This window comes from Nitrospirillum iridis, from assembly GCF_014205765.1.
Taxonomy (GTDB): domain Bacteria; phylum Pseudomonadota; class Alphaproteobacteria; order Azospirillales; family Azospirillaceae; genus Nitrospirillum; species Nitrospirillum iridis.
This window is the reverse complement of the sequence record NZ_JACIIZ010000018.1, coordinates 1-26,048: the sequence shown is the minus strand read 5'-3', so window position 1 is coordinate 26,048 and position 26,048 is coordinate 1. Positions and strand designations below refer to the sequence as shown.

Below are 26,048 nucleotides of genomic sequence, written 5' to 3'. Positions count from 1 at the left end.
GCTTTCTCCCACATATCGGTGCGCAATGTTTCGTCAAGCAACGTCCTCCCTAACTCTGTAATATTTTGCGCTGGAGAAATCGGGCATGTATTTCGAGCAAGATGCCAGTCTTCATCATATCGCGGAGAAGGTCGTTGCCATCATCGGCTATGGCATTCAAGGTAAGGCTTTCGCCGCCAACCTTCGCGATAGTGGTGTGTCGGTCATCATCGGCAATCGTCCTGACGACTATCGGGATGCCGCGCTCAGGGATGGCTTCGACACCCGCCCGATTGCAGACGCCGTCGAGAATGCCTCCGTCGTCATCCTGCTCATTCCGGATGACGCGCATCCGGAGGTCTATCGCGCGGAGATTGCGCCCCATCTGCGGCAGAGTGATCTCTTGATCCTCGCCCATGGCTTTTCGATCCGCTTCGGTCAGATCGAGCTTCGCCCAGATGTCGATGCCGCCTTGCTCGCCCCGAAGATGTTCGGCAAGCCCATACGACAGCACTATACCGCGGGCTCGGGCGTCCCGGCGTTCATCGACGTGATTCAAGACGTATCGGGTCAGGCCTTGCCGCGCACCCTCGCCATCGCCAAGGCCGTCGGTTTCACCCGCTACGGCGTCATGCCGGTATCCCATGTGAGCGAAACGGAATTGGATTTGTTCCAGGAGCAGTTTCTGACGCCGCTATTGATCGACGCGACCCGGATCGCGTTCGAGATATTGATCGAGGCCGGCTTCGACCCAGCCGCAGCACTGCTGGACATGCATGCATCGGGCGAGATGGCGGAAATGATGTCCGAGGCCGCGACTGCGGGCTTGTACGAAGTCATCGAGCAACAAGGGTCGCCGACCTGCCGCCTCGGCGTTCAGCATTATCTTGGTACGTTGCTCGGCGAGGACGTCAAAGTTAAAGGCCGCGCAATCTTGCAACAAATTCGGGATGGCGCCTTCGTTCAAATTCTGAAAAGGGAGGCCGACGCCGGTTACCCGTCCCTAGCAGCCTATAGGGCGATGTATCAGACGAGTGACCTGACAAGGACGCATGAGCGGCTTCGAGCGGCGTTCAGATCAACCCCGGTGTGACCGCCGGGGCACGGAACCGAATCATCTCCGCCCCCCCATGGACAACCCGCTCCGGCATCCGCGGGGTCCTCGATGCCGCGCGCCGGCCGGTCGACGATCCCCAGCCAGCGTTCCACCTCCGCCAACAGCAGGACGCCGCCGTCCGACGACAGCCGCCCACCGTCAAAGCGGGCGACAACAGGCTTGCCGCAGACCGGCGACAGCTCCGGCAGCGGCAGAGTAGGATCAACTTCGGCGGGCATAGCGCTCCGGAAACTGCAGGTTCGGCTTTAGCAATCGAATCTTAAGTGATTCCATAGGCTTACGCTATGCCCACCAACCCTGATGAATTATCCAGGCTAGGCTGCCGTGATCTCGTAGCCGAGGCGTAATTGGCCACGCTTCAGCTTGGCCGAGCGGATTCTGAACTGGCCCAATTCCCCCGTCGACAAAGCGTGGGTTCCGCTGCACGCGATCGGCGCGTAGCCCCCAATTTGGCAGGCCCGACTGACATAGGGATCGCCGACAAAGGTCACCGGCAGATCGCGGCGAATCTCGTCTCTGATCACCTGCTCAAGTTGGTCGGAGCGCTCTATGATCTCTTCTACCGCCTCGCCGACAAAATCCACCCGGGCCTCACCCGGCCATTGATGGCCGGCTATGACGGACACACTCGGAAACATCGATTCACAAACGCTGACGAGCAGATGCGCCGCAGTATGAAATTTCGAGTTTAGAACGCGCCACTCCTCGTCGACCGCGAAGGCGTATCGCCCCCCGACCTCCAAACCGTCGGAAACGGCGACGATGTGATCGACAGCGCCATCGGGCGCGTGCCGCACATCGAGGACCGGAATCGCGGCAAGCGTCCCGCGATCGGCCTTCTGGCCTCCCCCCTGCGCATGAAACCATGTCTCATTGCATCGCACGATTGGCCGGTCGCCCGGAATCACAGCGGTTACTTCCACGACACCGTTCAACGCACGATCGTCGAGATATCGCTTTATGGTCATGGCTGTCTCCAACTCTCTCAACTGATGGCGAGCCGCAACACTCCCGCCGAGCCAACGGCGATCGCGACGGTTGCCCATATCGGCAGTCGCCTCGGCGGCTGTTGATAGCAAGGTGACGGCGGCGATCATCAAGATCGGTGGCGGAGACGCCCACAAATCGATCGCTGCAAATTCCGCCCCGCCCGCGTAATTGGTCCCGGTCATAAGCGGGACTTCGAGGAAACGCAGCCCTTTTTGTGTCGCTTGCGCGCCCAGCACCAGCCCATAGGCCAGCGACTGTGACCGGCAAGGCGGCGCGCGTGAATTCGGACAGAAGAGTCCGCGCGGACACTTCCGGTATCGTTCCGCTTGGAAAGCTGCGATCGGCGCTCATGAAATATGTTATACGCGTCAATTGACGAAATTTGGTTGCGGATATATCGAAAATCGTCGTTAGTTTGGCATTGATCGAATAATTTTTGCATGATATTGGCATTCTATGCTAATCTTGGATGCGATCGACAAGCGGATCCTTCGCGCGCTCCAACGCAATGGAAGGCTGCAGAATGTGGAACTGGCCAAGGAGGTCGGCCTATCGCCCTCCCCATGTCTGCGACGCGTTCGTTTGCTGGAGGATGCCGGTGTGATCGACCGGTATGTGGCCGTGATCGATCCGGCCAAGATCGGGCTGCGCTTCTCGCTCTTCGCGCGCATCTGGCTCACGACGCAAGACGCGGAAACGATCGACCTCTTCATATCGGCGATGGAGCAGCTTCCCGAAGTTGTGGAGTGCTACATCATGCTGGGCGAGAGCGATGCCTTGATCCGTGTCGTCGTCGCGGACCTCGACGGCTACCGGAAATTCCAGTCCACCCACCTGACGCGAAGAAATGGGATCCAGAGCGTCAAGACGGATGTTCCGAGCCAGACGGTGAAGCAGAGCTTCGCCCTCCCTATCTCTTGATCCGGCGCGACGAGCCGGCCGTTTGGGACGCCCGAAGCAGCTCCAGCGCCTGCGCATGGAGCGCAGCGTCCCCCGCCGCAACGATGGGGACTGGTGCGCCGAGCGTGATGTCGGCACCGGACCAGTCCGTCACTATGCCGCCGGCACCGGAGATCACCGCCGCGGGCGCGAAAACATCATAGGCTTTCAGGCCGCAATCGACGGCGAGATCGGTCCGGCCGCTCGCGAGCAAGCCATAGGCGAAGGAACTCGCGCCATACAAAGTATAGCGGACGGCATTGCGCACCTGGGTGAGGGCCGCATACTCATCGTCATGAAAGAAATCAGGATTCGAGCAAGTCATGAGCGCCGCGCCGAGGCCCGCGCATGGCCGTGTGCGGATCGCGACCCCGTTCCGGCTGGCGCTTGCGCCCGCCGCACCCAGCCATCGGTCGCCGGTGGCAGGATAGTCGAGCGCTCCGATCCAAGGCCTGCCGAACCGGCTCACGCCGATTAGGGTGCCATAGACCGGTATCCCGGCAATAAAAGGGGCGGTACCGTCGATCGGGTCGAGCACCCAGACGATCTCGGCCTCCAAATTATGAGGCCCATACTCCTCACCCAAGATACCATGCTGCGGATATGTTCGTTCGATCAGCCCGCGCAACCTGGCCTCGATGGCGCGGTCCGCCTCCGTGACGAAACTGTTATCGGCCTTGGATTCGACATTCACCCGCGCGGTCGCCGCCCCTTCGAGCAGCACCCTGCTCTCATCTGCGAGATGTTCGGCAAATCGAAGCAATTCTGCTGTAAAAGCATCCATCGTCCGGACCTGGCCGCTCGGAGGTTGGCAACGCTTCGGTCTCGCTGCGAACCGCCAGCGGCCTCAGGCGAATTCCCGTGTCGTTTCCAAGAATGCCCAGTCAATCCAAGGCAACAGCCTGTCGATATCCTCCGTCTCGACGGTCGGGCCACCCCAGATTCGGAGGCCGGGCGGGGCTTCTCGGTGCGAACCGATATCGTATCCGGCGCCATTCTCTTCGACCTTGGCACAAACTCGTCTCGTGAAATCTGCTTTGCCTGTATCGGTCAGCGCGTCGAAGACATCGTGGCGAAATTTCAAACAAATGCTGGTCGACGAGGTCGTTCTCGCATCAGTGGCGAGAAAGTCTATATGCGGATTCGCGGATACCCAGCGTGCGATGGTGTCCAGATTCCGTCGCGACCGCCTGATTAACTCGGCCTGTCCTCCGATATCGATACACCAGTTCAACGTGTCGAGCGCGTCCTCGACCGCAAGCATAGACGGCGTGTTGATTGTCGACCCATCGAAGATCTCTCCGAGAAGAACACCTTGTTTCACGAGCCGGAAGATCTTCGGCAAAGGCCGATCGGGCGTGAACGTCGAGAGGCGCTCGATCGCCGCTGGAGACAGCGCGATCATGCCATGCGCACCCTCCCCGCCCAGCGCCTTCTGCCAGGACCAGGTAACGACATCCAGTTTACGGTAGTCGATCTCCATTCCGAACGCAGCCGACGTGGCGTCGCAAATTGTAAGCCCCTTTCGAGTTTCTGGGATCCAGCTATCTCCTGGAACACAGACGCCCGACGTAGTGCCGTTCCAGGTGAAGACGACATCATGCTCGAAATTCACCTTAGCGAGATCCGGTATGGATCCATAGGTGTCGGCTCTATGAACGGTGACGTCCGTCAATTTCAACTGTCCGACGATATCGGCGAGCCACGTGAATCCGAAATTCTCCCAGCAGCAGACCTCAACACCGGTGTGCCCCAGCAGATTCCACAACGCCATCTCTATCGCACCAGTGTCGGAACCCGGCACAATCGCCAGCTTATAAGTCACCGGCAAGTCGAGCAGATGCTTCGACTTGTCTATGATTTCACGCAGCTTTGCCCGGCCTGCAGGAGCGCGATGTGATCGACCGACAACGGCATCGCTCAACCCGGCCGGCACCCAACCGGGCCTCTTGGCACAAGGCCCCGAGGAGAACCAAGGCCGCAGAGGCTTGAGAGTCGGTTTCGGGACCGCCATCCTGTTCATCCTGTGAAAGCCTCGAGCCAGCCCGCAGGAGGAGCTGCCTCGCGACACCGGTTGTTCCGGCGCGAGAACTCAGGAGTGACTCAGGTCCCGTCCATCGCAGCCGCCAGGCTTCTCGGTCTCATATCAGTCCAATGAGCCTCAATATATTCAAGGCAACTTTGTCGGCTTCCGGGGCCGAAATGGACGTTCCATCCAATGGGAACTTCGGCGAAGACCGGCCACAGCGAATGCTGCCCCTCGTCATTGACCAGAACGAGAAAGGTCCCGCTGTCGTCATCAAATGGATTCGGCATCGTCACGACCTGATTACGAGTGGGATGGCTTTTCGGATCTCGAAAACGTCCGGGAACGATATGGATCAGGCGCCCGAACCTCACCAAGGCTAGGGTGACGTTCCGCGACGGCATCGCCCAACCCGAGCGCCCGCCAACGACTTGACGGCCCGACGTTGGTTCGACGCAGACCGCTCACGCGTCAATTGCCACCCATCGCACAATCGACCGACACGCTCGGTCCTATTGGCGCGAAAGGCCGCAAATCGACCCACCAGACCAAACACCTTCCCGTCAAGCCCGCGGAGGCCTCGACAGCGCTCCCGTCCGGTCCACGGTGCGGTCACGCCTTCTCGACGAACACCCCGCTCCGCCTCATCCGGACATTGCTCCAGACATGCTGACCCGTCGTCGCGTGGCGGAAAGAATTGATCCGCAAGCCCACGGCCGCCAAAATCCCGATGAGGGGCATCGATGGCGCGATCACGGCAGCCACCAAACCAGAAGCCAACAATGTGCCGGCACCCGAGGCGATATTTCCAGCAATCATGTCACTGGCACCAGGAACAACGATTTCGCCGGCCAGGAGAGCGGTGTTCCCCAAAACATCGATTTGATCGGTCTCGACTTTCGCCATTTTCGTCTCCAATTCCGAGTTCACCCAATACGGGCTACGCGAGGATACCACATCAACACCGGAAGAGCTTGTACAACATCAAAGTGACTAACTCTTGATTACGCTTTCCATCGCTATTGGCAGACAAAACAATGCGACAAATCCGAGAAATCATATCGTGACAACTTATAGCGAGCCATTAACTACGCTTCATAGGATATATCACGCAATTCTAACAATGCACAAGTAATGGTTGATATTATGGATGGAATTGCTCGGCGTCAAGCCATTTCCGTCGCGTCACGCGCTTTCCGCTCAACTCAATTTGGAACATGGTCCGAGTCATTGCCCAATCGCGACCCCACATCCACAGCGGGTAATCGACCTCGCGGCATTGGGCCGCTTATCGGGGCGCGGGACCGCCGATCAAAGGACCGGCGCAACCGAGTTCACCGAAAGCGCCGGCGCATGACAAATCGCTAATCAGGCCTATTTATCGCCGCTGAGCAACACCGGAATCTGACTTCCACCATTACCTGTCACGACGATCTTGGTGTTGGGCGACGCTGCTAATTGCTCGGTTGCCTCAATACCGCGCCATTTCAGCATCGAGATGTGCGATTTTTCCTCGAACTGACGGATACCGTCAGCCTCGATCTGCCATTTCTGGTTCTGTTGTTCGGCCTGCTTGAGTATATATTGATAGGCTAGCAATTTCTGCTCTTCGGCAAGTTTGTCCTGGATCTCGGCGTCGAGCCGATCAGGCAACGCGATACGGGTGATCAAGACCCGGTCGAGATCGACCCAATGTTTCTGAATCGCCTCCCGCGCCGCGGCATCGACCTTGCCGGCGAGTTCGACCTCGCCCAGAACGCGCAGATCGTCCGGCTTTAACTGACGGATAACGTGGCGCACAGCCTCGACAACATCAGGCCAGACCACGGTCTCCCTGTAGCGAGGCCCGACGGTCTGATGCAGCGTCGTCAGATCCGTCGCCCGCGGCGCAAAACGTGCGGTAACATCAACGGATACGCGAAGCGCATCAGCCGTCAGCGTCTCTACCGTGCCATGCATGTCCTGAAGGCGCACATCGTAAATCTGCATCCGATTCCAGGGCCAGATGACACGATAGCCTTCGCCGAAGACATGATCCTTGACCGTGCCGCCGCCGAAGCGCGACCACAAGACGCCGAGCTGACCGGATTCGATGGGAATGAAGACGCTGTGCCAGATCAGCAATCCGAACAGAACAAACAAGAGGCCGTAGAGCCAACGGCGTAATTTGCGCGTGGTCAGCCCAGCAGGCGGCACCGGCGGCAAGGTTTGTTGGAGCTCGGTCATGACGTCGTCTTCCGCGTGATCGACTGGATTTGGCCCAATTCCATTTTGACGACAGTGTCTGCAACAGAGAAAAATCGATCGTCATGGGTCGCAATAAGTAAAGTTTTGCCTTGCGCCCGCAGTTCGGGCAGCAGGTCCTCATAAAAGAATCTTCGAAATTCTGGGTCTTGATCGGCCGCCCATTCATCAAAGATCATGATCGGCCGATCCTCAAGGAGAGTCACAGCAAGAGCTACGCGCTTGCGCTGGCCGGTCGAGAGGTCGAGCGTGCTGAAACCTTCGGCACCGTAGGCGATCTTGTCGCCGATCCGCATGCGGCTAAGCTCGGCCGCGATGGCGTCGGAACCGGCCGAGATGCCATACAGCTTTCGGAACAAGTGGAAATCAGTATAGATCGCACTGAACAATTCCCGGTAATCCTGCAGTAAATCGGCAGTTACAATCTTGCCATCGAGGCTCAGGCGACCTCCGGTCGGCAGATAGAGACCGGCCAGGACCTTCAACAGGGTCGTCTTGCCGCTGCCATTCCCGCCAATGATCATCGTAATCTCGCCATGCGGGATGGCGAGTTCGATAGGCCCGATGTGAAAAATCTCCACATCGCCGTTCGGATAGCCGAATTCGACGCCACGGCAGTCAATCGACTGTCGAAATTTGAATGGTCGGACCGGACGCTCGTATGACTTGGCCGAATCCGTCATCTCATTTATTTCGGCTTCCAGCGCGTGCAGCGCCTGGGCCGCCCGGTTGGACTTCGTGTAGACGGGCACGGCATTCAGTATCATCGAGACCGGCCCGAGAACGAACATGACGGACGTGATCAGTTCCTGAACGGAATCGGCGGAGCGCTCGATGAATACCGGCAGTATAAAAACAATAAATCCAATTAATGTGTAAAAAAATGACAAAGTGAATATCGTATTGAGATTGTACTGATCGGTCGTCTTGATCTTTAGATCACGCATTGATACGGCGACTTGGGTGAGGTCGGTGACTACATCCGATGCCCGGGCGCGACTGAGCTTGATTTCCTTCAGACCATCGATCAAATCACTGGTCATACCGACGAAACGGACCTCCTCGGCGACACTGCGGTGCATGAACTGCATCAGTTCCTTCTGCGACGACATAAAAATAAGCACCCCGACCGCCATCACGCCAAGAATGGTCAGGAAGGCCGCCAGCGACATGGTCATGATGTAGATCGACGAGAACACGACCATCACCACGGATTGAGCCGCGGCAACGAGGATCCCAAGAGATTCGGAGATAAGGGTCGTCTCCTGGGTGATCGCCTGGAAAATTCGTGCCTTGCCGATCCGGTGCAACACTAAGAGTTCGGAACCGGCGATTTTCTCGGCAAGACGAATTCGTAATTTAGTGAGAGCCTGCTCGAAGATGCGCGTTGATGTATCGAAGGTGTATTTGAGCCCAACGACGTAGAGCGCCATGGAGACGACGAAAATCACCAAATTGCGGAGATCGAGTGACTCGGCAGAAACGGATTGCGTAGCACCATTGATGACTGCCAGAATCGCGGCGTTGGCCGCTCCGGACACAATCACGGCAGCAGCGAGTTCGCGACGCGAACCAGCGGCCTCGCGATCCAGGAGTTCAGCAAGCGCCATTCGCGACACATTCCCTTTCAGCTCCCCAGAACGCCACGACATGTCCATGAGCACGACCGGGCCTTCGCGCCCATGACAGGAAATCCATCAAGGTTTCACTTTCGCAGTCTTCGTGTTCGGATGTTTGATGCGCGCGGTGGTCACCGGTGGAGCGCCGATTCTCTGCAACTTTGAGCACTATACCTACAACCTCCGGCGATATGCGTCGAGCGGTTTGTCGGCTCGTGCCGGGCGCCGTCCCTTCACTTCGCCCCACGGTGGGGGCGTTGTTCGGCTTCCGCCAGGAAGGCCTGCAATATTTCGCGTTGTTCCGGCGGGAGGGGCAATTGCGCCGTGCCTGACAGCGTTTGCTGGATCATTATATGTCCCTGTTTCGGGTGTGCCTTGAGATAGGCCCTGATAAATCGAACGTCATCGGACAGGAAGGCCAAGTCGACCTCCAGCATTTCTCGGATGACCAGCAGCGGGACAGGCGAACGGAGCGGCCGAAACGCGGAATTTCGAATACCTCTCTTGTCACATGAGTCGTAAAACTCTCCCAGCATCAAGCCCGCGTCGAGAAATGCCGGCTTCAGTGCCGAATGCAGCTTAGCGACGCGTTCATTGGGTGTCAGTCCGTGCAAGACCGCAACGATCGTCCTGAACTGGCTCTGGCTCGGCTTTCGCAAGGGGATTGCCTGGAAACGCGGAATCAGCGCAAGAATATCCTGCTCGATCTGCGCGTCGCTCATACCGTCGCAGGGCAACTCAGTCATCATGAAGAGATCGAATTCCATCGACGTCGGCGACCAGGGACAGACCGGGCCAGTCCGGCCGAGTTCCGCATGCGGCTCGCAGAGATAGGCCCGCGCCCAGCGGGCGACGCACTTCAGCAGCGATCCTTCCGCATGATCGGGCGGATCGCCGAGAGTAGCGGCTGACAGTTCTAGAATCTCACTCAACGACCTCAGGTTGCCGGACGTGGTCATCCCTGCCTCCTGAGGCGGGCCTCGAGCGACAGGTTGAGGCTCGCGCCCATTCGACCGACGATGTCCAACAGCTTCGCCGGATTGTGATCGATGTAGAAATGCTCGCCACCGACGACATGATGTCGAAAAGACATCGACGTCTCGCGCCGCCAACTCAACATTTTCGGTTCCGGGGCCGTCATGTCGGCGGACCCGCTGATTGCGGTTATCGGTATTTGGAGCGGCGAAGACGGCTGGTAGACATAGCCGTTGACTAGGCCGAAATCGGCGCGTGCCACCGGCAGAAAGAATTCCAGGAAACCTGGATCAGCCAGAAGTTCAGGGCTGGTGCCGCCCAGGCGATGGAGAACTTCCGTCACCGCTTCGTCGCTGGCATCTGCCAAAGCCAGAGGTTCGCAGGGCTCCTGTGGGGCGATACGCGCCGAGACGAAGAGGTGCAGAGGCGGCGCAAACCCGCCCGTTACCATGGCCCGCGCCAACTCGAAGGCGATCGTCGCCCCCATGCTGTGACCGAACAGGCAAATCGGGCAATCGAGTTTGCTCACGACATCCCGAAGGACCTCGCTGACGATTTCCTGGACCGTGGTCGCCGGCGCTTCGCCGAATCTGGCGCCGCGCCCGGCAAGTTCGACCGGTCGCACGACGTATTCCGGGAGATTTTCCGGCCAGTTTCGGTAGATCGATGCAGATCCGCAGGCATACGGAAAGCAAAGAAGATGAATTTTATTCTTCCCGTCGGCCGCTTGGAGTTCTCCAGATTTTGTCATCGTCCAACCCATCGATTGACATTGAGCCAAAGGGCCGAGCCGGCGATGCAGCGCCGGGCCGTCTTTCAAGATTTGAGTTCAACTCTTCAAAACAAAGAGATATGTGTTTGGCGTTCCAAAATCATCACATGACTGTAATTCCAGGCCTGCAGTTATAAACTTTTCTATATAGAATTGTTTCGTGAATAGCTTAGTATCCATAAATGCGTGCAATAACTCGTATCCAATATTAAATATTGGACGCTCTATCAGACCCTGATCAAATTCCATCGTTGCCGTATCGGCGATCACGAAATATTTTGCGGATGGAAAGGCCACCCTAAGTCGATCGAACAAATGATCTTTTAGATCATCTACATTCATCAAATCATGAAGCATCATAAAACAAGTGACAACGTCGACATCCCGCAGACTTTCCAGAATTTTCGGATCTTGGATCGATTTTAGCACGTCTTGACAATGTAGGGAGATACGGGACGTCATCCGTGACTGGCGAATGTTTTCCTCGGCCGCTGACATCGCCAGAGGATTAATATCGATACCGACGCCTGTAATTCCGTCGTAGCGACGACAAAAGTCGATGAGGCGCCCCGCATTGCCGCAGCCGAGATCGGCAACCCGGCGGAACTCCAGCGTATCCATGACCGCATTCAATGTTTGCTGCATCAAAGCGGCGTTATTCTGATCGGCCCCGAGCGCGACATAGCTACCGTCGCGCAACTTCGTGGCCGGGCTGGGTTCTCTCGTCAATGCACCGAGTTCCCGGAGGAAGCGACCATAGCCCCCCACGCACCAAGTGAAATACCCCTTGTTCCGATGCAATTCGCGTCCACTGTCGGTCCAGGATACGGTTTCTTCATCGTCGATCGTCACGAGGCCCAAGTGTCGTCCCGCTTGCAGCAAGGGGCGCAAGCGGTATTCGAGGCATGCTGCGCTGCGCGCAAGTTCCGGAATCGTCGCATGGGCATCGGGCGCCAGCGCAGTGAACACGCCGCTCTCGACCAAGGCAAATGCGACATTCGCGCCAATGAAGCCGTTGAACATCGTCGCGGGGTCCAAGGGCGGAAGACTGCCGCGATGCTCGCCGGTGGCGGCTACGCCGGGTCGTTTAAGCTCGGTGACGGGCGAATTCATGATGGAGTTCGTTCCAATTGCGAGGCTGTGGGACGGTGCCGGACTGGATCGCGTCCAGTAAGACGGCTTTGAGCGAAAGCTGATCCGGTGGGGACAGCGAAACTCCGGTTTCGGACAAATCGAGGCGCTTCACTTCCGACGGCACAGGCGCGGCGAGCACGCTGAGATCGGCAAGAAACCCTGCACAATCCGGCACATTAGCAGCGAGAACGGCCGCATAAGCATGCCACGGCACAACGGCCACGCCATATCCGAAGCTTCTGAGCGCATCCGCCAGGCTCCCCATCTCCATCCCTTTGTCGGCATGGACGGCAAAGAGCCGCTCGGGCCGGTCACGAATCTGCGCGAGCGTGAACAGAGCCGTCGCCGCATCGACCGGCCGGATCACATCCAGGGCGATATCCGGCAGAACACCAGAGCCGACCGCGTTCACCGCGATTTCGGCAAGGCGCGCCGCACCTGCCGAAAAATCCTTGTCGAGCTCGGTTTGCCCGATCGCGGCAAGCTGGCCGATCACGCAGGTCCGCACCCGTGGATCACGGCGCGTCGCATCCTCGGCGGCCTGGCGCAAGTCGCGCGTCGCCGTCACCGGGAGCGCGATGAGGGCCGCCCCGTCGACCGAAAGCCAGTTGGCGGTGTCGAGAGCGACGAGATGCGGCGCATCAAGAACGAAGACCTGGTCGAAATCACCGTCCTCAGCCCCGGCCAGGTTGACGCCCCGGACACGGTCCGCATCTTCGATCGGAAGTCGAGACACCATGTCTCGCGAATAGGGTGACGTGTAGATGTCGGCACCCGAGCTCGACAACAACTCTCGCACAAGATGAAAACGGATCGCCGGTCTGCCGCCGGCGACTAGAACTCGTCTCGGCGACCAGGGCGAGGGCCTCGTTGCCTTGGCGCCAATCATACGCGAGCCCATGGGATTGGTCTGCGGCGCCGAACCTTGAGCTTGAGCCGGGCCGGTGCCCGGGCGTATTTCGGTCTCCCCAACCATCTGCCGCCGGGCCTGCGGCGCTTGCCCCCCGTCATTTTGTCGACCCGCGCTGCTCGCCCGTGCGCCGGTTTCCGGCGGCGAATCCACCGCCCGGCCTTCATGCAGCTCCGCGACAGCACGAAGCGTGCCCAAGCGGTACAGCTCGGCCATCGAGATCGTTACGCCCGTCGCCTTTCTGATGTGATTCAGCAACTTGATGGCATCGAGCGAATCCCCCCCCAATTTGCCGAACTCGGTATCGGCATCGACATCGGTCTTCCCGAGCGTGTCGCACCAGATTTCGAGGAGCACGGCCAGGCTGGGCCGCCTTGCCTGGGGCGTCGAACGCCGCTCGCTCATCGGTGCCTGTTCCGCAGGCGCCGCATTGCCGGATCGCCCCGGATCGGCCGTGGCGCCCATCGACTCTGTCCTGTCGAACGGATAGGTCGGAACGCGGACCCTGCGTCGGTCCGGTCCCCCAATCGAATCCCAGGGGATTTGGACCCCCGCCACCCAGCACTCCGCCAGTGCGTCGGCGATCGCGTGAGGCTCACCGGTCTGGCCCGCCCGGGCGGAAACGACGAGAGTATCCGAATTCAAAACCGCTCTCGCCAGATGGGCAAGAGCGGCCTTTGGCCCGATTTCGATGACGACGTCGCAATCATGACTATTGAGGGTCTCAAGACACCGCGTGAACTGAACCGGTTCACGCGTCTGCCTGAGCCAGTGCTCGGCCGTCAGGGGCGCGGCCACGGTGGCCCCGTCGCTGTTGCCGATGAGCGTAATGTCGAGGGCCCGAACCGGAATGGGACTGACGACACCAGCGAGGGGTTCGAGCATCGGCACCATCGCGCGGGAGTGAAATGCGTGCGAAACATCGAGCCGCCGATGCGGAAGATCCAGCCGCGCGAGCTCGTGCGCAAACGCCTCAATTACGGTCCCGGTCCCGGCCACGACGGTCTGGTCTTCGCCGTTTATCGCGGCCACCTCGAGATCGTATCCGCTCCCAAGCAGATCGTGCACAGCCGCCGCGTTCGTACCGACCGCGATCATGGCGCCAGGTTCGCAGCGGCCGACCATCAGCGCGCCGCGCGCCGCAACGAGGGTACAAGCCTCCTCAAGCGTGTAGGCGCCTGCGATGCAGGCGGCCGTCCACTCGCCGAGACTATGGCCGAGCACCACGCAAGGGACGAATCCAATCGAGATCCAGAGCTGCGCGAGCGCGTATTGATATGCAAACAACGCTGGTTGCGTAAATTCGGTTCGACCGAGCATCGCAGCGAATTCCGCCTCGAACAGTAAATCTCGTAGGGGGACCGGCAATTTTCGATCCAACACCGCCGCGCAGCGCAGGATGGCGTCTCTGAAGATTTCCGAGGTGTCGAATAATTCCTTTCCCATTCCGGGATACTGCGACCCCTGCCCGGAAAAAAGGAAAGCGACGCGTGGCTCCGCTACGGCCGAGACACCGGCAGGGGCTGACCGCTCCAACCGGCCGGCCAGCGTCCGGCAGTGGACAATCATCTCTTCGTGGGTTCGAGCGACCGCGGCGGCGCGAAAGGGAAAGGCGACCTTGCCGACCTGGTAGGAATAAGCGATGTCGACGAGCGGAACGTCGCGATTACGCTCGATATGGTCAGCCAGTTGATGGAGCCCGCTGACCAGCGAGGATGCGTTCCGCGCCGAGACGGGCACGACGCTGGGCAGAGCCAAGCCCGCCGTGCGACGCGCTGGGGCCACGGCGTTCAAGGCGCCTGCTCCAGCACGACATGGACATTCGTCCCACCGATACCGTATGAGCTGACGCAGGCCCGGCGGGGCGTCGGTTTTTCCGGCCACGCCTGACCTTGCGCTGAGATATAGAAGGGCGTCCGGGGCAATTCGATCAGCGGATTTGCGCGCTGGAAATGGGGGCTCATCGGGATGACGCCAGACTGAACGGCAAGGACCGCCTTGATCAGCCCGCCGATACCGGCGGCGACCCCCATATGCCCCATATTTCCCTTAACCGCACCGAGGGCACAGACCGCCGCCTTCCGGGTCGAGGCGCGGAAGACTTGATTCAAAGCCTCGATCTCGATCGGATCCCCAAGCGCCGTCGCCGTGCCATGCGCTTCTACGAAGCCGATTGTCGACGGGTCGAAACGGGCGCGCTCCAGAGCGCTGGAAATGACGGCGGCCTGGCCCCGGACGCTCGGCGCGTAATATCCCATTTTGCCATTGCCGTCATTGTTGGCGGCCGAACCGGCGATCACGGCATAGACCGGGTCGCGGTCACGTAGCGCATCGCTCAGCCTTCGCAGCAAGACGACACCCACGCCGTTGCTCGGCACCGTTCCCGCCGCACGCTCGTCGAAGGGACGGCAATAGCCATCGGCGGACAGGATGAAATCCGGCTCGTAGAGATATCCGACGTTCTGGGGAAAGAGAAGGTTCGCACCGCCGGCGAGGGCATAGTCAGCGTCACCGCGCAGCAACGACGCGCATGCCATGTGAACGGCCAGCAGCGAGGTCGAGCAAAGAGACTCGACCATGACGCTTTCGCCCAGCAAATTCAGTTTGAAGGAGGTCCGCGTCGCCAGGAAGGCAATGCTCGAACCGACCGCGTCGGCCAATCCCGCGGCGCCATCCCCTTCCTCCCCCTGACCGCCGAGCGCGCCGGGAGCACCACCAGCATAAACGCACACGCGCGCGCCCATCCCACCATTTGGGACCCCTGCATCCTCCAGGGCCTCCCATGCGCATTCGAGGAAGAGGCGCTGCTGCGGATCGGTGCGCGCAGCCTCTCGCGCCGTCATGCCGAAAAATTCATGATCGAACTCGAACGCCCGCTCGACCACGCCGAAGGCACGCACCCATCTGTCTCCTGCACCGCCCAGCCGGTCGCGGGCGACGGGATGCGCGGCTTCGGGCGAAAAACGCGTGATGCAATCCCGTCCGGCGACCAGATTGTCCCAGTAAGCCGAGAGGGAGGGCGATTTCGGCGCTCGAATGGACATGCCGACGATGGCGATAGCGTTGTCTTCCTGCCGGACGAAGGCAGCGAGATCGCGCGGCGGCGTCCAAAGGCCCGCGGTGCTGCCGCCGTCCAGATGACTGGCCAGTTCACGGACTGTCGGAAACTTAAACAATTCGCCAATAGAAACCTTGCGCGCTAGACGGCGTGCAATTTCGGCTTGAACCCGCGCGAGAAGCAGCGAGTGCCCGCCCACATCGAAAAAATGCGCCTCGACCGTGTCGATCTCGGTGCCGATGACATGCGACCAGATTGCAGCGATCTCCACTTCCATCGGCGTAAGATTGCCGCGGCGGAGCGGAACCGGCGGCCCTGCTTCCCAGGGCTTGGGAAGCCTGGATCTGTCGATCTTGCCGTTGGCGTTGAGGGGAAGGCTGTCGAGTTCCACGATATGCGCCGGAATCATGAATTCCGGCAGTCGTTCCCTCAAGAATGCCCGCAGCGCCGGCTCATGCATGCCGGCCGCGGGCGCGGCGTGGGCGCTTTCCTGCTGCCGGCGCACGACATAGGCCGCAAGATATTTCTCACCGGTTGTTCGCGACATCGCCACGACGATGCAGCTCCTGACCATGTCGCTGCGCCGCAACACGGCCTCGACCTCAGCCAATTCCACGCGCTGGCTACGAATTTTGGTTTGATGGTCGGTACGACCGATGAACTCGATCGCGCCATCCGACCGGCGGCGCGCGCGATCGCCGGTGCGGTACATCCGCCGATCGGCGCACGCCGTGGCGAACGGATTCGGCAGGAAGGCGGCGGCACTCTTCGCGGGATCGTTGAGATAGCCGTGGGCCAGACCGTCGCCCGTCAGATAAAGCTCACCCAAACCGCCGACCGGCACTTGTCGCAACCTGTCATCGAGCAACAAAACGCCGGTGCCGTTGACCGCCGTTCCGATCGGGATCGTCGGCGCCCTCTCATCGACGTGCCGGATGAGGAACGAGCACGAGGTAAACGAGTTCTCGGTCGGACCGTAAGTGTGCAGAAGGACGTCGCCGGACACATGATCCAAGGCGACCGCGATGTGCCGCTTGGAAATCAGTTCGCCGCCGAAGACGACCTTGCGGAGTTTGCCAAGGGCATGCGGTGCGTCCTCGATCAAACGGTTCAGCAGCGGGGTAGTCAACAGCAGGATGGTTGTCCCGGCCCCCTCGAGCGCATGCCCCAGCGCGATCGGTGAGAGCACGATTGTCTTGTCGACGATCACAAGGCGGGCGCCCGACGTCAGAGCGGCCCAGATCTCGTATGTGGCGCCGTCGAAGTTCAACGGCGACAGTTGCATCATGATGTCGGTGCTGGAAACCTCGACGACACCTGCCTGCCCAAGCAGCCTCAGCACGCCCCGGTGCGGCAGCATCACCCCCTTCGGCCTGCCCGTCGATCCCGAGGTGTAGAGGACGTTGATGAGGTCGTCCGGACCCGTCGAGGGCCGTACAAACGAAACCCCCGCTGCCCCGGCCTCCAATGCGACGAAGGAAAACAAGGCCGTGTCGACACGCAATCCCCCAGACGAGACACCTTCGCCGGTCACGATCGCCGCCGGTTTCGCATCGGCTATACAGTCGTTCAGACGGATGACCGGGTCCTCGGGGGTGAGTGGCATGTAGGCGCCGCCAGCCATCATGACCCCGAGCATCGCGACGATGACATCAATGCCCTGATGAAACAGGAGAACGACGATGTCTCCTCGTTTCAGACCGTGGGCCGCCAGCCCCGCCGCGATCCGCTCGGCGCGGTTCATCAGTTGGCCATAGCTGAGCGTGCTTGGGCCGTGCTCGAGCGCGATGCTGGCCGGTCTGGCCTTTGCAGCCGTTTCGACCATATGATCGACGGTCCGATACGGAAGAGCGTCCGCCCCCCCATCGATCGAATATTGCCAACGATGATCGGCGATGTTCAGCGGCCAATCGCACACCGCCATATCGGGCGCGTCGATCGCCTTGGACAGGAGTTCGGCGATATGATCCAGGATCCGATCAGCGCTCTCGGCCGCGAAAAGGTCGGCTCGGTACTCGGCACGCAGCATGTATTCGCCATTCTCGGTCTCCACCAGGGTGAGCGAGAATTCGAAGAACGTATCTCGCCGTTCTTGGACGACCACCGGCGTGAACACCACCGTGCCGAAGCGACGCGGCTCGTGCATGCGTTCATGGGTACAAAGGACGGCAAATCTCGCTCGCGCCGGGTTTGCCGCGGCAAGGACGCCGGCCTCAGCGTCCATCGCTTCATGCGCCGCAAATATCGCGTCGCGCGCAATGCTCACCAACTCGTCCATGGTCGCCGAAGGCCGCACGGCGATGCGGATGGCTTGCGTATGGACCGCCATCCCCACCATGCCCGCGTGACGTGCCTGTCTCCTGTCGATCGGGAGGCCGATCGAAACGCCGCTCTCCAAGCTGTACCGTGCCAACACCGCGGCATAGGCGGCCAAGACCACCATCAACGGACTCGCGTGCCGCGATCGCGCGAATTGCGTCAACCGCTTCGAATGATCCGGCGGGAGGCGGCGCTCGGTCGCGCCAGCCGGGCCGACACCGATGGCAGTTCTGGTGAAATCTGCCGGGAAACCGTTTTCGCCCGGATGCGGCATGGCTGACGCCGGCAATAAGGGCACGGTGGCCTCGATTGGCGGGATGTTACCCGCGACGTCGGGCTGCTCCATCAAATATTCCGCGAACGACAAGGGCGGAACATGCGGCCACGCGCGATCCTCGGACTTATGCTCGTAGCGAGCCCCGAGTTCGGCAATCAGGATCCGCTGGCTGGTGCCGTCGGTAATCAGATGATGGTGAAACCACGCCAGAATATGTTCGGTTGGGGACAGCCGGATCAGCTCGATATGGGCCAAAGGCGCGGTGGTCAGATCCATGACGCGCGCGCGGAGATCAGCGACCCGACGACGCCAGGCCGTTGCGAGTTCCTCTCCCGCTAGGAACGAAAGATCGATGACGCTGGCAGGCGGTTGCTCAGCCGGTTCCGGCGCCAGCAGCCAGCGATCACCGCCCTCGGCCATTTGGAAGCGAAATATATCGTACCGTCGATAGAGATCCGACAGCGCCTCGAACAGAAGTCTTATGTCGAGAGCGCCCGTGATGAGAATCGGGCACCCCGCATTGTAGATCGTACTCGTCGGACTCAGTTGTTGGGCCGTCCAGATTTGATGCTGGTCGGCGCTCAGACTCCTTCCCGCTGCGGAGGGCCGATCCATTGGCGACTGGCGGCCGACGGGCTGGCCGGCTATATCGAGTTCGACGGCCATTTCATCCGGACACCAGTTGCGTCACAATCGAGGGAGCTTTTTGAGCCAGCACCGAGAGCATTTCCGCGACGCTCGGCGAGGTGAAGATTTCCCGAAGCGTGAGCTTGGCCCCGAATTCACGCTTGATCCGGTGCGAAGCCTGGACAACCAAGAATGAATTCGCGCCGTGATCGAAGATGTTGTCGGCCTCTCCGAGGTCCGGCACGTTCAGGACGTCGCGCCAGATCGCCAACAGTGTCGAAGGGGCACCGACCGCCGTCGAGGAATCGCTGTCGCTACTCGCGCGCAACAAACGTCTCCGCAGGGCCGCCCGATCGGTCTTGCCGTTTACCGTCAGCGGCAGCTCCGAGACGGCCATAATCGTGGCTGGCATCATGTAAGACGGCAGATGCGGAGCAAGTGCTTGACGGATTTCGGTCGAGGCGATCATCTTGCCATCCGCGACGGTCATGAAGGCGGCGAGTTGCGCCTCGCTCCCTTCACCCGACACGATCACCGCCGCTTCGCAGCCCGGCCAGGCCAAACGGATACGATGCTCGATCTCGCCAAGCTCGATGCGATAGCCTCGCAGCTTGATCTGGTCATCCATCCGTCCGTGGTATTCGAGTTCGCCCTCGGCGTTCCAGGCGGCGAGATCGCCGGACCGGTAAGTATCGAACAAGGCTCCCGGCCCCTCCGTGAAAAATCGCGAAGCCGTCAGTTCTGGCCGATCGAGATAGCCGAGCGCCACCCCAGGTCCGTGTACCCAGATTTCGCCGATCTCGCCGGGACCGACCAGCCGTCCCTCCGCGTCGCGAAGTGTGATCGTGGTATCGTCGATCGGCCGCCCGATCGGGCTGCGCGGGACCAGCAGGTCCGGCGCTCGGATCCGTCGAAAGGCGGAATGCACAGTCGTTTCGGTGATGCCGTACATGTTGGCGATCTGGGGGTGCTTGTCGCCGAATCGGTCGCACCATTTTGTCAGCATAACGGGCGCGAGCGGTTCGCCTGCAAAGATCAGCCACCGCAGATCCGGCAGCACCAACTCATCAAGCACAATGTCGGCAACGAGCTGGCGGAAACCCGATGGCGTCAAATTCAAGATGGTCACGCCCTCGGACGCGACCAACGCGATCAACTCCCGACCGGATCGGGAGACGATGTAGGGGACCACGACGAGCCGACCGCCATGGGCGAGCGCCCCCCACAATTCCCACACGGAAAAATCGAAGGCGATCGAATGGAACAGCAGCCAGACATCCTCTGGACCGAAGTCATAATAGGACTTCGTCGCGTCGAACAATCGTGCCGCGTTGCCGTGGGAAACGAGCACGCCTTTCGGCTGCCCCGTCGAACCGGAAGTATAGATGATGTAGGCGGGATCGTTCGAGTTTGGTGCTGATCTGCTCGTGAGGTCGGAGCCCCCCCCGCCTTCTGCCGATCCCGCGGGCGGGAGCGCCGCCATGCCGAGCTGCTCGCCAAGTGGTTGATCGGTCACGATCAACGAAACTTTGGCGTCGGTGAGTACGAAGCGTGCCCGATCGGGCGGACAGTCCACGTCGAGGGGAACATAGGCAGCGCCCGTATAACCGACGGCGACGATCGTGACGACGAGATCGACAGATCGCCCGACCAGAACCCCGACTCTTGATCCAGGTCCGATCCCGCGCGCGCATAACTGCGCGGCCAGACCGCGAGCTCGGGCCAAGAGTTGTGCATAAGTCAGCGTCACGCCTTGGTCGACGACAGCAATAGCCTCGGGTCGCCGCAAAGCCTGCTCGTCAAACCGGTCGATGAGCAGTTTCGTTGAGTGGAACGGGCCGTTCATCTATGCACCTACATGACGTTGGGCATTCATCCGCTCGTAGACGACATCGGATAATTTCCAGAGTTCTGGGAAAAGAGGCGTTGCCGTCATGCGTTGCAGCTCCGTGATCGGCCGGCCGCGCAAACTGGTCGGGACCGGCGCGTCATCGGTCTCGGTCGACTGCCTCGACGGGGCTCCGGTTTTCCGATCCCGCGGAGAGGCACTTGCCGCAGCCGCCCCGCCCAGATACATCCACACCATTCTGAGGTGGGACTGCTTCCAATTCATAATCTTGATGTCGAGCTGCTGAATTCCATCAAAGAGTGCCCCGATATCACGGGCCCGCGCATTGTCTGGAAATCCCGAGACGCGCGCCATAGCGAATTCCTCTAGTGTATACCCCAATTCATTTACATTTGATTTGAACTGATTCCAAATTGTTCTTGCGGCATATTTTAAATTTATCATGCCCGGGGAATCAATTCCCGTTGCATTGTTCGGCAGCATAGCACGGAAATTGAGCAATCCAAACTGATTTATACAACTTAACATTATGTCGATGGCTAGAATGGGGATTTCGGACAGACGATTTACGCGATGGATGATCGATATCGCGGCTGTGAACTCGGCGTCTTTGATGAGACGGATCGCCTTTCTGAGCTCGAAATGCATATCATACCAGGCAAGCTCGGTTTGCAGATGAAGTAATTGAAAAGTTCTCTCGTCATGGCACATCAATTGATGTTCATTGGATATTACGTCCAGTGTCCGGGTTATGAAGGTGCCTTCTTCATAGTAACTCCCACGTCCATAGCGAAACCGGAGGTTTTGGTCTTCCTCGGTCGGGTTCATGCAAGGCAGTTCACGGGACGAGGACTCGGAATGCGCCACAGCTAAACCGCCTCTCTGTTCAAGCTGGCCGCCAAACACAGGCTGATCGCGTTGACTACACGCGGCAGCGCATCCGGCATCGGCATGGAAATACGAATGAAGTTCGGCAAGCCGAAGCTTTTCAGGTGCCGCACGAGGATGCCGTGCCGCCGCTCCAGTTCGACTGTGAGCCGGCCGGCGTCGGGCAGAGGACCTACGGCAACGAAATTCGTGTCCGATCGAAGGAACGGGACATTCATCGCGGCAAGCCGGGCGCAGAATTCCTCGCGCGATTGCGCGGTCAGGCTTTGCACGTGACCGAGATGGGCTTGATCCGACAGCGCCGCGTGCGCGGCGACCTGCGCCAGATGGTTGACCGAGAAAGGAAGACTGGCACGGACCTGTTCCATCGCCGCGATGACGGCGCGAGGTGCGATAATATAACCCACGCGAAGCGCGGCGAGGCCGTAGGCCTTCGAGAATGTCCGCAACACGGCAATCTCACTTCCTTCCCGCACAAAAGGAATCGCGGATGCGAAGTCTGCTCCTGCGAATTCGGCATAGGCCTCGTCGACGATGGCAAGCGTCCGGTCTCGGTCCATTTGGGCGACAAAGGCCGCAAGCGCCGATTTCGACACGATGCCGCCAGTCGGATTGTTGGGATGACAGATGAAGGCGGCGTCGGCTCGTGGCCGTGTCATAATGTCGTCCAGACCGACACCGAGTTCGGTTTGCTGAACGATCTCGACTTGCGCGCCGGCAAGACGGGACGAAATCGCATAGCCGGGGAAACCAGGTGTGACAGCGACGATCCGGCGCTTCGCGAGATAAGCGAGCGCCAGGAGCAGGAGAACCTCGTCGGAACCATTGCCGATCAGCACCTGCTCGGCCGCGACACCGTGGAATGCCGAGATCGACTGGCGCAGGATGTGGGCGCTCGGATCCGGATAGAGGTGCAACCTTTCGCGTTCCCGGTCGAGCGCGGCCCGAACGCTCGGAGAAGGTCCCCAATGGGACTCGCTGAGCTGCAACCTCAAGAGGTTGCTGTCGCCCATATCGAAAAGGCGCGCCTGGCTCATGCGCCACCGCTTGACGCGCGGGGCAGGAGAACGCCGAGACAGTAGCTACCCCGTTCGGCCCGGCGCGTGACGAAGCGATGGGGCGCTCCGGCAGGCACATAAAACGCCGCAGGCGACACGACTGTGAAGATCTGATCGTTCACCTCGACCTCGATTACAGCACCCTTGGGGCTTGGCGAGAGCAGCAGGTAGATTTCGGGGCAATCATGCCTATGCGTCGCCGCCACCGGCGTTTCCACCAAATGGGCAATTTCGCCTCCGGCGATCTCGATCGGGACGCCGCCGAACATCTCCCGCGAAACATAGAACGGCACGTCATGGAAATGTCCGGCCACCGGCGCGAACCGCGGCAGATCATCGATCAGCATAGGCAGATCCGGCTCAACCAAGACGCGAGGTCCTTCCACGAGCAAGTCGATCCAGCACAGGCAAGACGATTCGATAGGGCTCAAACCAGGCTGTCGAGCGCGCATGCCGGTTGCATGGGCTTACAAATAAACGAACCGTGGCCGAGCAGAGCAGGCCACCCTGATCTTTATAGAAGTCGATAATTATTTATCGCACACACAATATTCGCGAGCCATCCCGATCAGGGGCAGACTCGGCTATGACGCACCGTCAGGAAAGCTCGCCAAATAGCTTTTTTTTCGAGGGGTGGGCGCCCAATTAAGTTTAATTAACAATTAAACTCTACCCTTACGCGAATTACGATGATGCACCCAAGTATGCCTGTCAAGATTATTTTTGTGCGCTTATCGGTACGAAACCTACCCGCGACGCTATAACTAACGACATCCGCCAAAATTTAGACCAGGAGTTCCCACAGTCTCATCAGACCATCTTCGGGGTCGTTTCGACGCCCGACCTCGACAAACCCATTCTTCTCGAGTACACGCGCGGACGCTGGATTCCCGACTGCGGTTTCGGCAACCAGGGCCCTCAGCCCAGGATCGCGTCGAGCAATTTTGATGATCGTACCGACTGCCTTCGTCGCGTACCCGAGGGTCCGACGGCTGGCCGCGATCCCATAGCCGATCTCGGCCTGTCCGGCCGATGGCGGCGCCTTGTAGCTACAGAGACCGACGACTTCCTTATCCGCGACGACCATCCAAGCAGCGCGGCATCCTGCTTCGGCAAGGCGCCTCGTCATCCGGCGAATCACCATGAGCACGGCGATGTCATCGAGACCGCCGGGCGGCCGTATCAGCCCTGCGCGGGTCGGGAGGCGCTCATCGGTAAGCCATTCGAAGTCAGCGTCCTGCAGTTCAATCAATTCAACCAAAGCTTTCCTCCCGATCTTACGCATGACGTTGGGTGCCCGCCCCCGCACGCCTCGACGGGTTGCGCGCATCGATTTGGTGCTGAACTCGCTTCAGCAGGATTCCGCATTCCCGGCGCGCGCATACCTTCATCCCTTGTGGCAATGACGAATCTCATTTTTTGCATTCAGGAATTGAGTAAAGCGTGCTGATGACCTGATCGGGCTTCTCGACCATTGCCGTGAGCAGGCTGAGCAACTGCTGCGCAAGATGTGCAATCGTATCCCGGTCGAACAGGTCCGTCGCATACTCGATCGATCCCTGGATGCCTTGGAACATCCCGTCTGCGCTACGCCGTTCGGCAAAGGCGATGGTCAAATCGTATTTCGCGGTTCCCGTGGTGACGAACTCCAACTCCCCCGTGACAGCCGGTGCGACAAAGTTCGGCTCGACGGTGTTCAGCAGCACGAGCATCACTTGAAACAGTGGCAGCGAGCGCGGCCGGTTCAGCAGCTCCGCCAGCCGCTGGAACGGCAGATCCTGGTTCGCATAGGCGGCGAGGTCGACTTCTCTTATGCGGGTCAGCAACTCTCGGGTGCTCGGATCGCCCGATATGTCGACGCGCAATACCAAAGTATTCACGAAATAGCCGACCAGATCGTCCAGCGCTTGGTCCGTCCGTCCGGCGACGGTGCTGCCCAAAACGATATCCGTACCGCTCCCGAAGCCGGCGAGCAACGCCGTCAGTCCGGCCTGCAGCATCATGAAGAGCGTCGCTCGGCTCTCACGTGCCAAGCCGGACAAGCGCCGATGCAAGGTGCCATCGATGCTGAATTCGAGATGGTCGCCGCGCCGACTTGCGACCCGCGAATATGGCCGATCGGTCGGCAAAGCGAGCCGCTCCGGCAAGCCGGCGAGTGCCGCTTGCCAGTAGCGCAGTTGCTGCGCGGCCAGACTGTTGGGATCGGCCTCGCTGCCGAGCAATTCGCGCTGCCATAGCGTGTAATCCCGATACTGCACTGGCAGGGGTGCCCATCCGGGTACCTCATTTTCTCGGCACGCGGCATAAGCGGTCGCGAGATCGCGCAGCAGCGGCGCCATGGACCAGCCATCGCCGGCGATATGATGCAGCACGATCAACAGGATATGATGGTGCTCGGCCAGTCGGAACAGGGTGACGCGACAGGGGGGCTCACGCGACAGATCGAAGGCGTACGCGGCTGCCTGCGCGAGTCTCGCCGGCAACTCGTCCGCGCCCGTCTCGATCAGAGTAAAATTGGCCCCCAGGGGCGAAGGCAGCAGGATTCCCTGCGCCTCGGCTTCGTCGTTTTCGACATAGAGCGTTCTTAAACTCTCATGCCGCTCCATCACAGCGGCCAGGGCGCCGGCCAGAGCACCGGCGTCCAATGGGCCGCTGAGGCGCAAGGCCAAGGGCAGGTTGTATGTCGCCGCCGGCCCCTCGATCTGGTCCAACAACCACAGGCCGCGCTGGGCGGGGGTCAGCGGTATCGCATTCGACCGATCGTCCCGTCTCGGGCTCAAGGCGAGACGGGCCGTCCCGCCCCGGCCGAGCTGCGGGGCCAACGAGACGACGGAGGGCGTCTCGAAAAACGTCCGGATCGGAACCTCGACCCCGAAGGTCGAGCGGATCCGGCCGATCATCTGCAATGCCAGCAGCGAATTTCCGCCGAGATCGAAGAAACTGTCATCAATGCCGACGCGGTCCAGCCCGAGCAGATCGGCGAAGAGCCCGGCCAGGATCTCCTCCTCGGGCGTGCACGGCCCCCGGTACGACGTGGGCACAAAATCGGGCGCCGGCAGCGCCCGGCGGTCGAGCTTGCCGTTCGGCGTCAGCGGCAGCGCGTCCAGCACCAGGATCGCCGCCGGCACCATGTAGTCCGGCAGACGCACGGCCAGCGCCCGCCGCAACGCCGCCGGCGCGCAGCCCCCGTCCCGCGCCACCACATACCCGACCAGCCGCTTCTCGCCCGCACGATCCTCCCGCAGCACCACCACCGCCTGCCCTACC

Annotated in this window: 20 protein-coding genes and 1 pseudogene; 2 read left to right on the top strand and 19 right to left on the bottom strand. The window is 60.3% G+C overall.

The annotated features are described in order from the left end of the window. The first annotated feature begins 85 nt into the window (after positions 1-85). Entirely contained in the window at positions 86-1,072 is a 987-nt protein-coding gene (locus FHS74_RS25485) for an NAD(P)-binding domain-containing protein (protein WP_184807076.1), read from the top strand. On the opposite strand, the pseudogene FHS74_RS25480 reads toward FHS74_RS25485, so the two are convergent. Both FHS74_RS25480 and FHS74_RS25475 read right to left on the bottom strand, forming a co-directional pair. Continuing rightward, a pseudogene (locus tag FHS74_RS25480) lies at positions 1,062-1,314 on the bottom strand (transposase); the annotation flags it as partial. The gene FHS74_RS25485 and the pseudogene FHS74_RS25480 sit on opposite strands and share 11 nt — an antisense overlap. 96 nt (positions 1,315-1,410) lie before the next feature. Next, positions 1,411-2,325 carry an AzlC family ABC transporter permease gene (locus tag FHS74_RS25475; RefSeq protein WP_281384697.1) on the bottom strand — a complete coding sequence of 305 codons (915 nt, stop codon included), beginning with the start codon at positions 2,323-2,325 and terminating at the stop codon, positions 1,411-1,413. A 217-nt stretch (positions 2,326-2,542) separates the two neighbouring features. On the opposite strand from FHS74_RS25475, the gene FHS74_RS25470 reads away from it, so the two are divergent. Then, the gene (locus FHS74_RS25470; RefSeq protein WP_184807073.1) at positions 2,543-3,007 is read left to right on the top strand and encodes an Lrp/AsnC family transcriptional regulator; all 465 of its coding nucleotides are present in this window, start codon (positions 2,543-2,545) and stop codon (positions 3,005-3,007) included. Here FHS74_RS25470 and FHS74_RS25465 read toward each other — a convergent pair. The 17 genes from FHS74_RS25465 to FHS74_RS25385 form a co-directional block, all read right to left on the bottom strand. Beyond that, a complete protein-coding gene (locus FHS74_RS25465) occupies positions 2,997-3,809 on the bottom strand; it encodes an inositol monophosphatase family protein (protein ID WP_184807072.1) in 813 nt (270 codons plus the stop codon). The genes FHS74_RS25470 and FHS74_RS25465 overlap by 11 nt on opposite strands. 63 nt (positions 3,810-3,872) lie before the next feature. Continuing rightward, positions 3,873-5,039 carry a phosphoserine transaminase gene (locus tag FHS74_RS25460; RefSeq protein ID WP_184807071.1) on the bottom strand — a complete coding sequence of 389 codons (1,167 nt, stop codon included), beginning with the start codon at positions 5,037-5,039 and terminating at the stop codon, positions 3,873-3,875. Between the two features lie 89 nt (positions 5,040-5,128). Next, positions 5,129-5,341: an MbtH family protein gene (locus FHS74_RS25455; protein ID WP_184807174.1), complete on the bottom strand. Its 213-nt coding sequence runs from the start codon at positions 5,339-5,341 to the stop codon at positions 5,129-5,131. A gap of 322 nt (positions 5,342-5,663) precedes the next feature. Then, entirely contained in the window at positions 5,664-5,957 is a 294-nt protein-coding gene (locus FHS74_RS25450; RefSeq protein ID WP_184807070.1) for a DUF6072 family protein, read from the bottom strand. Between the two features lie 468 nt (positions 5,958-6,425). Continuing rightward, positions 6,426-7,277: a prohibitin family protein gene (locus FHS74_RS25445; protein WP_184807069.1), complete on the bottom strand. Its 852-nt coding sequence runs from the start codon at positions 7,275-7,277 to the stop codon at positions 6,426-6,428. Then, positions 7,274-8,905 (bottom strand): cyclic peptide export ABC transporter, encoded by a 1,632-nt coding sequence (locus FHS74_RS25440; RefSeq protein ID WP_184807068.1) that lies wholly within the window; start codon positions 8,903-8,905, stop codon positions 7,274-7,276. Before FHS74_RS25440 ends, FHS74_RS25445 begins: the two co-directional genes overlap by 4 nt. Positions 8,906-9,147: 242 nt before the next feature. Further along, positions 9,148-9,873, bottom strand: coding sequence for a DUF6875 domain-containing protein (locus FHS74_RS25435; protein ID WP_184807067.1), 726 nt, complete (start codon positions 9,871-9,873; stop codon positions 9,148-9,150). Then, entirely contained in the window at positions 9,870-10,709 is an 840-nt protein-coding gene (locus FHS74_RS25430; RefSeq protein WP_184807066.1) for a thioesterase II family protein, read from the bottom strand. Before FHS74_RS25430 ends, FHS74_RS25435 begins: the two co-directional genes overlap by 4 nt. 9 nt (positions 10,710-10,718) lie before the next feature. Then, the gene (locus tag FHS74_RS25425) at positions 10,719-11,774 is read right to left on the bottom strand and encodes a methyltransferase domain-containing protein (protein ID WP_184807064.1); all 1,056 of its coding nucleotides are present in this window, start codon (positions 11,772-11,774) and stop codon (positions 10,719-10,721) included. Further along, the gene (locus FHS74_RS25420; RefSeq protein ID WP_343067039.1) at positions 11,749-14,490 is read right to left on the bottom strand and encodes an acyltransferase domain-containing protein; all 2,742 of its coding nucleotides are present in this window, start codon (positions 14,488-14,490) and stop codon (positions 11,749-11,751) included. Before FHS74_RS25420 ends, FHS74_RS25425 begins: the two co-directional genes overlap by 26 nt. A 5-nt stretch (positions 14,491-14,495) precedes the next feature. Next, the gene (locus tag FHS74_RS25415; RefSeq protein WP_184807053.1) at positions 14,496-19,025 is read right to left on the bottom strand and encodes a non-ribosomal peptide synthetase; all 4,530 of its coding nucleotides are present in this window, start codon (positions 19,023-19,025) and stop codon (positions 14,496-14,498) included. Position 19,026: 1 nt separating this feature from the next. Continuing rightward, entirely contained in the window at positions 19,027-20,832 is a 1,806-nt protein-coding gene (locus FHS74_RS25410) for a non-ribosomal peptide synthetase (RefSeq protein ID WP_184807051.1), read from the bottom strand. Next, positions 20,833-21,663: an RNA-binding protein gene (locus FHS74_RS25405; RefSeq protein ID WP_184807049.1), complete on the bottom strand. Its 831-nt coding sequence runs from the start codon at positions 21,661-21,663 to the stop codon at positions 20,833-20,835. 41 nt (positions 21,664-21,704) lie between these two features. Continuing rightward, positions 21,705-22,760, bottom strand: coding sequence for a pyridoxal phosphate-dependent aminotransferase (locus tag FHS74_RS25400; protein WP_184807046.1), 1,056 nt, complete (start codon positions 22,758-22,760; stop codon positions 21,705-21,707). Next, positions 22,757-23,128: a cupin domain-containing protein gene (locus tag FHS74_RS25395; protein ID WP_184807044.1), complete on the bottom strand. Its 372-nt coding sequence runs from the start codon at positions 23,126-23,128 to the stop codon at positions 22,757-22,759. Before FHS74_RS25395 ends, FHS74_RS25400 begins: the two co-directional genes overlap by 4 nt. Positions 23,129-23,565: 437 nt before the next feature. Continuing rightward, a complete protein-coding gene (locus FHS74_RS25390; RefSeq protein WP_184807041.1) occupies positions 23,566-24,066 on the bottom strand; it encodes a GNAT family N-acetyltransferase in 501 nt (166 codons plus the stop codon). A 127-nt stretch (positions 24,067-24,193) separates the two neighbouring features. After that, the coding region (locus FHS74_RS25385) for a condensation domain-containing protein (protein WP_246463362.1) at positions 24,194-26,048 on the bottom strand (1,855 nt) is incomplete at its 5' end.

What these genes read in the sequence shown, in the direction of transcription:
- FHS74_RS25440 (WP_184807068.1), bottom strand. Translation starts at nt 8,905, where the DNA reads ATGGCGCTTGCTGAACTCCTGGATCGCGAGGCCGCTGGTTCGCGTCGC.
- FHS74_RS25410 (WP_184807051.1), bottom strand. Translation starts at nt 20,832, where the DNA reads ATGAACGGCCCGTTCCACTCAACGAAACTGCTCATCGACCGGTTTGAC.
- FHS74_RS25435 (WP_184807067.1), bottom strand. Translation starts at nt 9,873, where the DNA reads ATGACCACGTCCGGCAACCTGAGGTCGTTGAGTGAGATTCTAGAACTG.
- FHS74_RS25455 (WP_184807174.1), bottom strand. Translation starts at nt 5,341, where the DNA reads ATGCCGAATCCATTTGATGACGACAGCGGGACCTTTCTCGTTCTGGTC.
- FHS74_RS25465 (WP_184807072.1), bottom strand. Translation starts at nt 3,809, where the DNA reads ATGGATGCTTTTACAGCAGAATTGCTTCGATTTGCCGAACATCTCGCA.
- FHS74_RS25405 (WP_184807049.1), bottom strand. Translation starts at nt 21,663, where the DNA reads ATGAACCCGACCGAGGAAGACCAAAACCTCCGGTTTCGCTATGGACGT.
- FHS74_RS25415 (WP_184807053.1), bottom strand. Translation starts at nt 19,025, where the DNA reads ATGGCCGTCGAACTCGATATAGCCGGCCAGCCCGTCGGCCGCCAGTCG.
- FHS74_RS25425 (WP_184807064.1), bottom strand. Translation starts at nt 11,774, where the DNA reads ATGAATTCGCCCGTCACCGAGCTTAAACGACCCGGCGTAGCCGCCACC.
- FHS74_RS25450 (WP_184807070.1), bottom strand. Translation starts at nt 5,957, where the DNA reads ATGGCGAAAGTCGAGACCGATCAAATCGATGTTTTGGGGAACACCGCT.
- FHS74_RS25460 (WP_184807071.1), bottom strand. Translation starts at nt 5,039, where the DNA reads ATGGCGGTCCCGAAACCGACTCTCAAGCCTCTGCGGCCTTGGTTCTCC.
- FHS74_RS25485 (WP_184807076.1), top strand. Translation starts at nt 86, where the DNA reads ATGTATTTCGAGCAAGATGCCAGTCTTCATCATATCGCGGAGAAGGTC.
- FHS74_RS25470 (WP_184807073.1), top strand. Translation starts at nt 2,543, where the DNA reads ATGCTAATCTTGGATGCGATCGACAAGCGGATCCTTCGCGCGCTCCAA.
- FHS74_RS25400 (WP_184807046.1), bottom strand. Translation starts at nt 22,760, where the DNA reads ATGAGCCAGGCGCGCCTTTTCGATATGGGCGACAGCAACCTCTTGAGG.
- FHS74_RS25445 (WP_184807069.1), bottom strand. Translation starts at nt 7,277, where the DNA reads ATGACCGAGCTCCAACAAACCTTGCCGCCGGTGCCGCCTGCTGGGCTG.
- FHS74_RS25390 (WP_184807041.1), bottom strand. Translation starts at nt 24,066, where the DNA reads ATGCGTAAGATCGGGAGGAAAGCTTTGGTTGAATTGATTGAACTGCAG.
- FHS74_RS25395 (WP_184807044.1), bottom strand. Translation starts at nt 23,128, where the DNA reads ATGCTGATCGATGATCTGCCGCGGTTCGCGCCGGTGGCCGGACATTTC.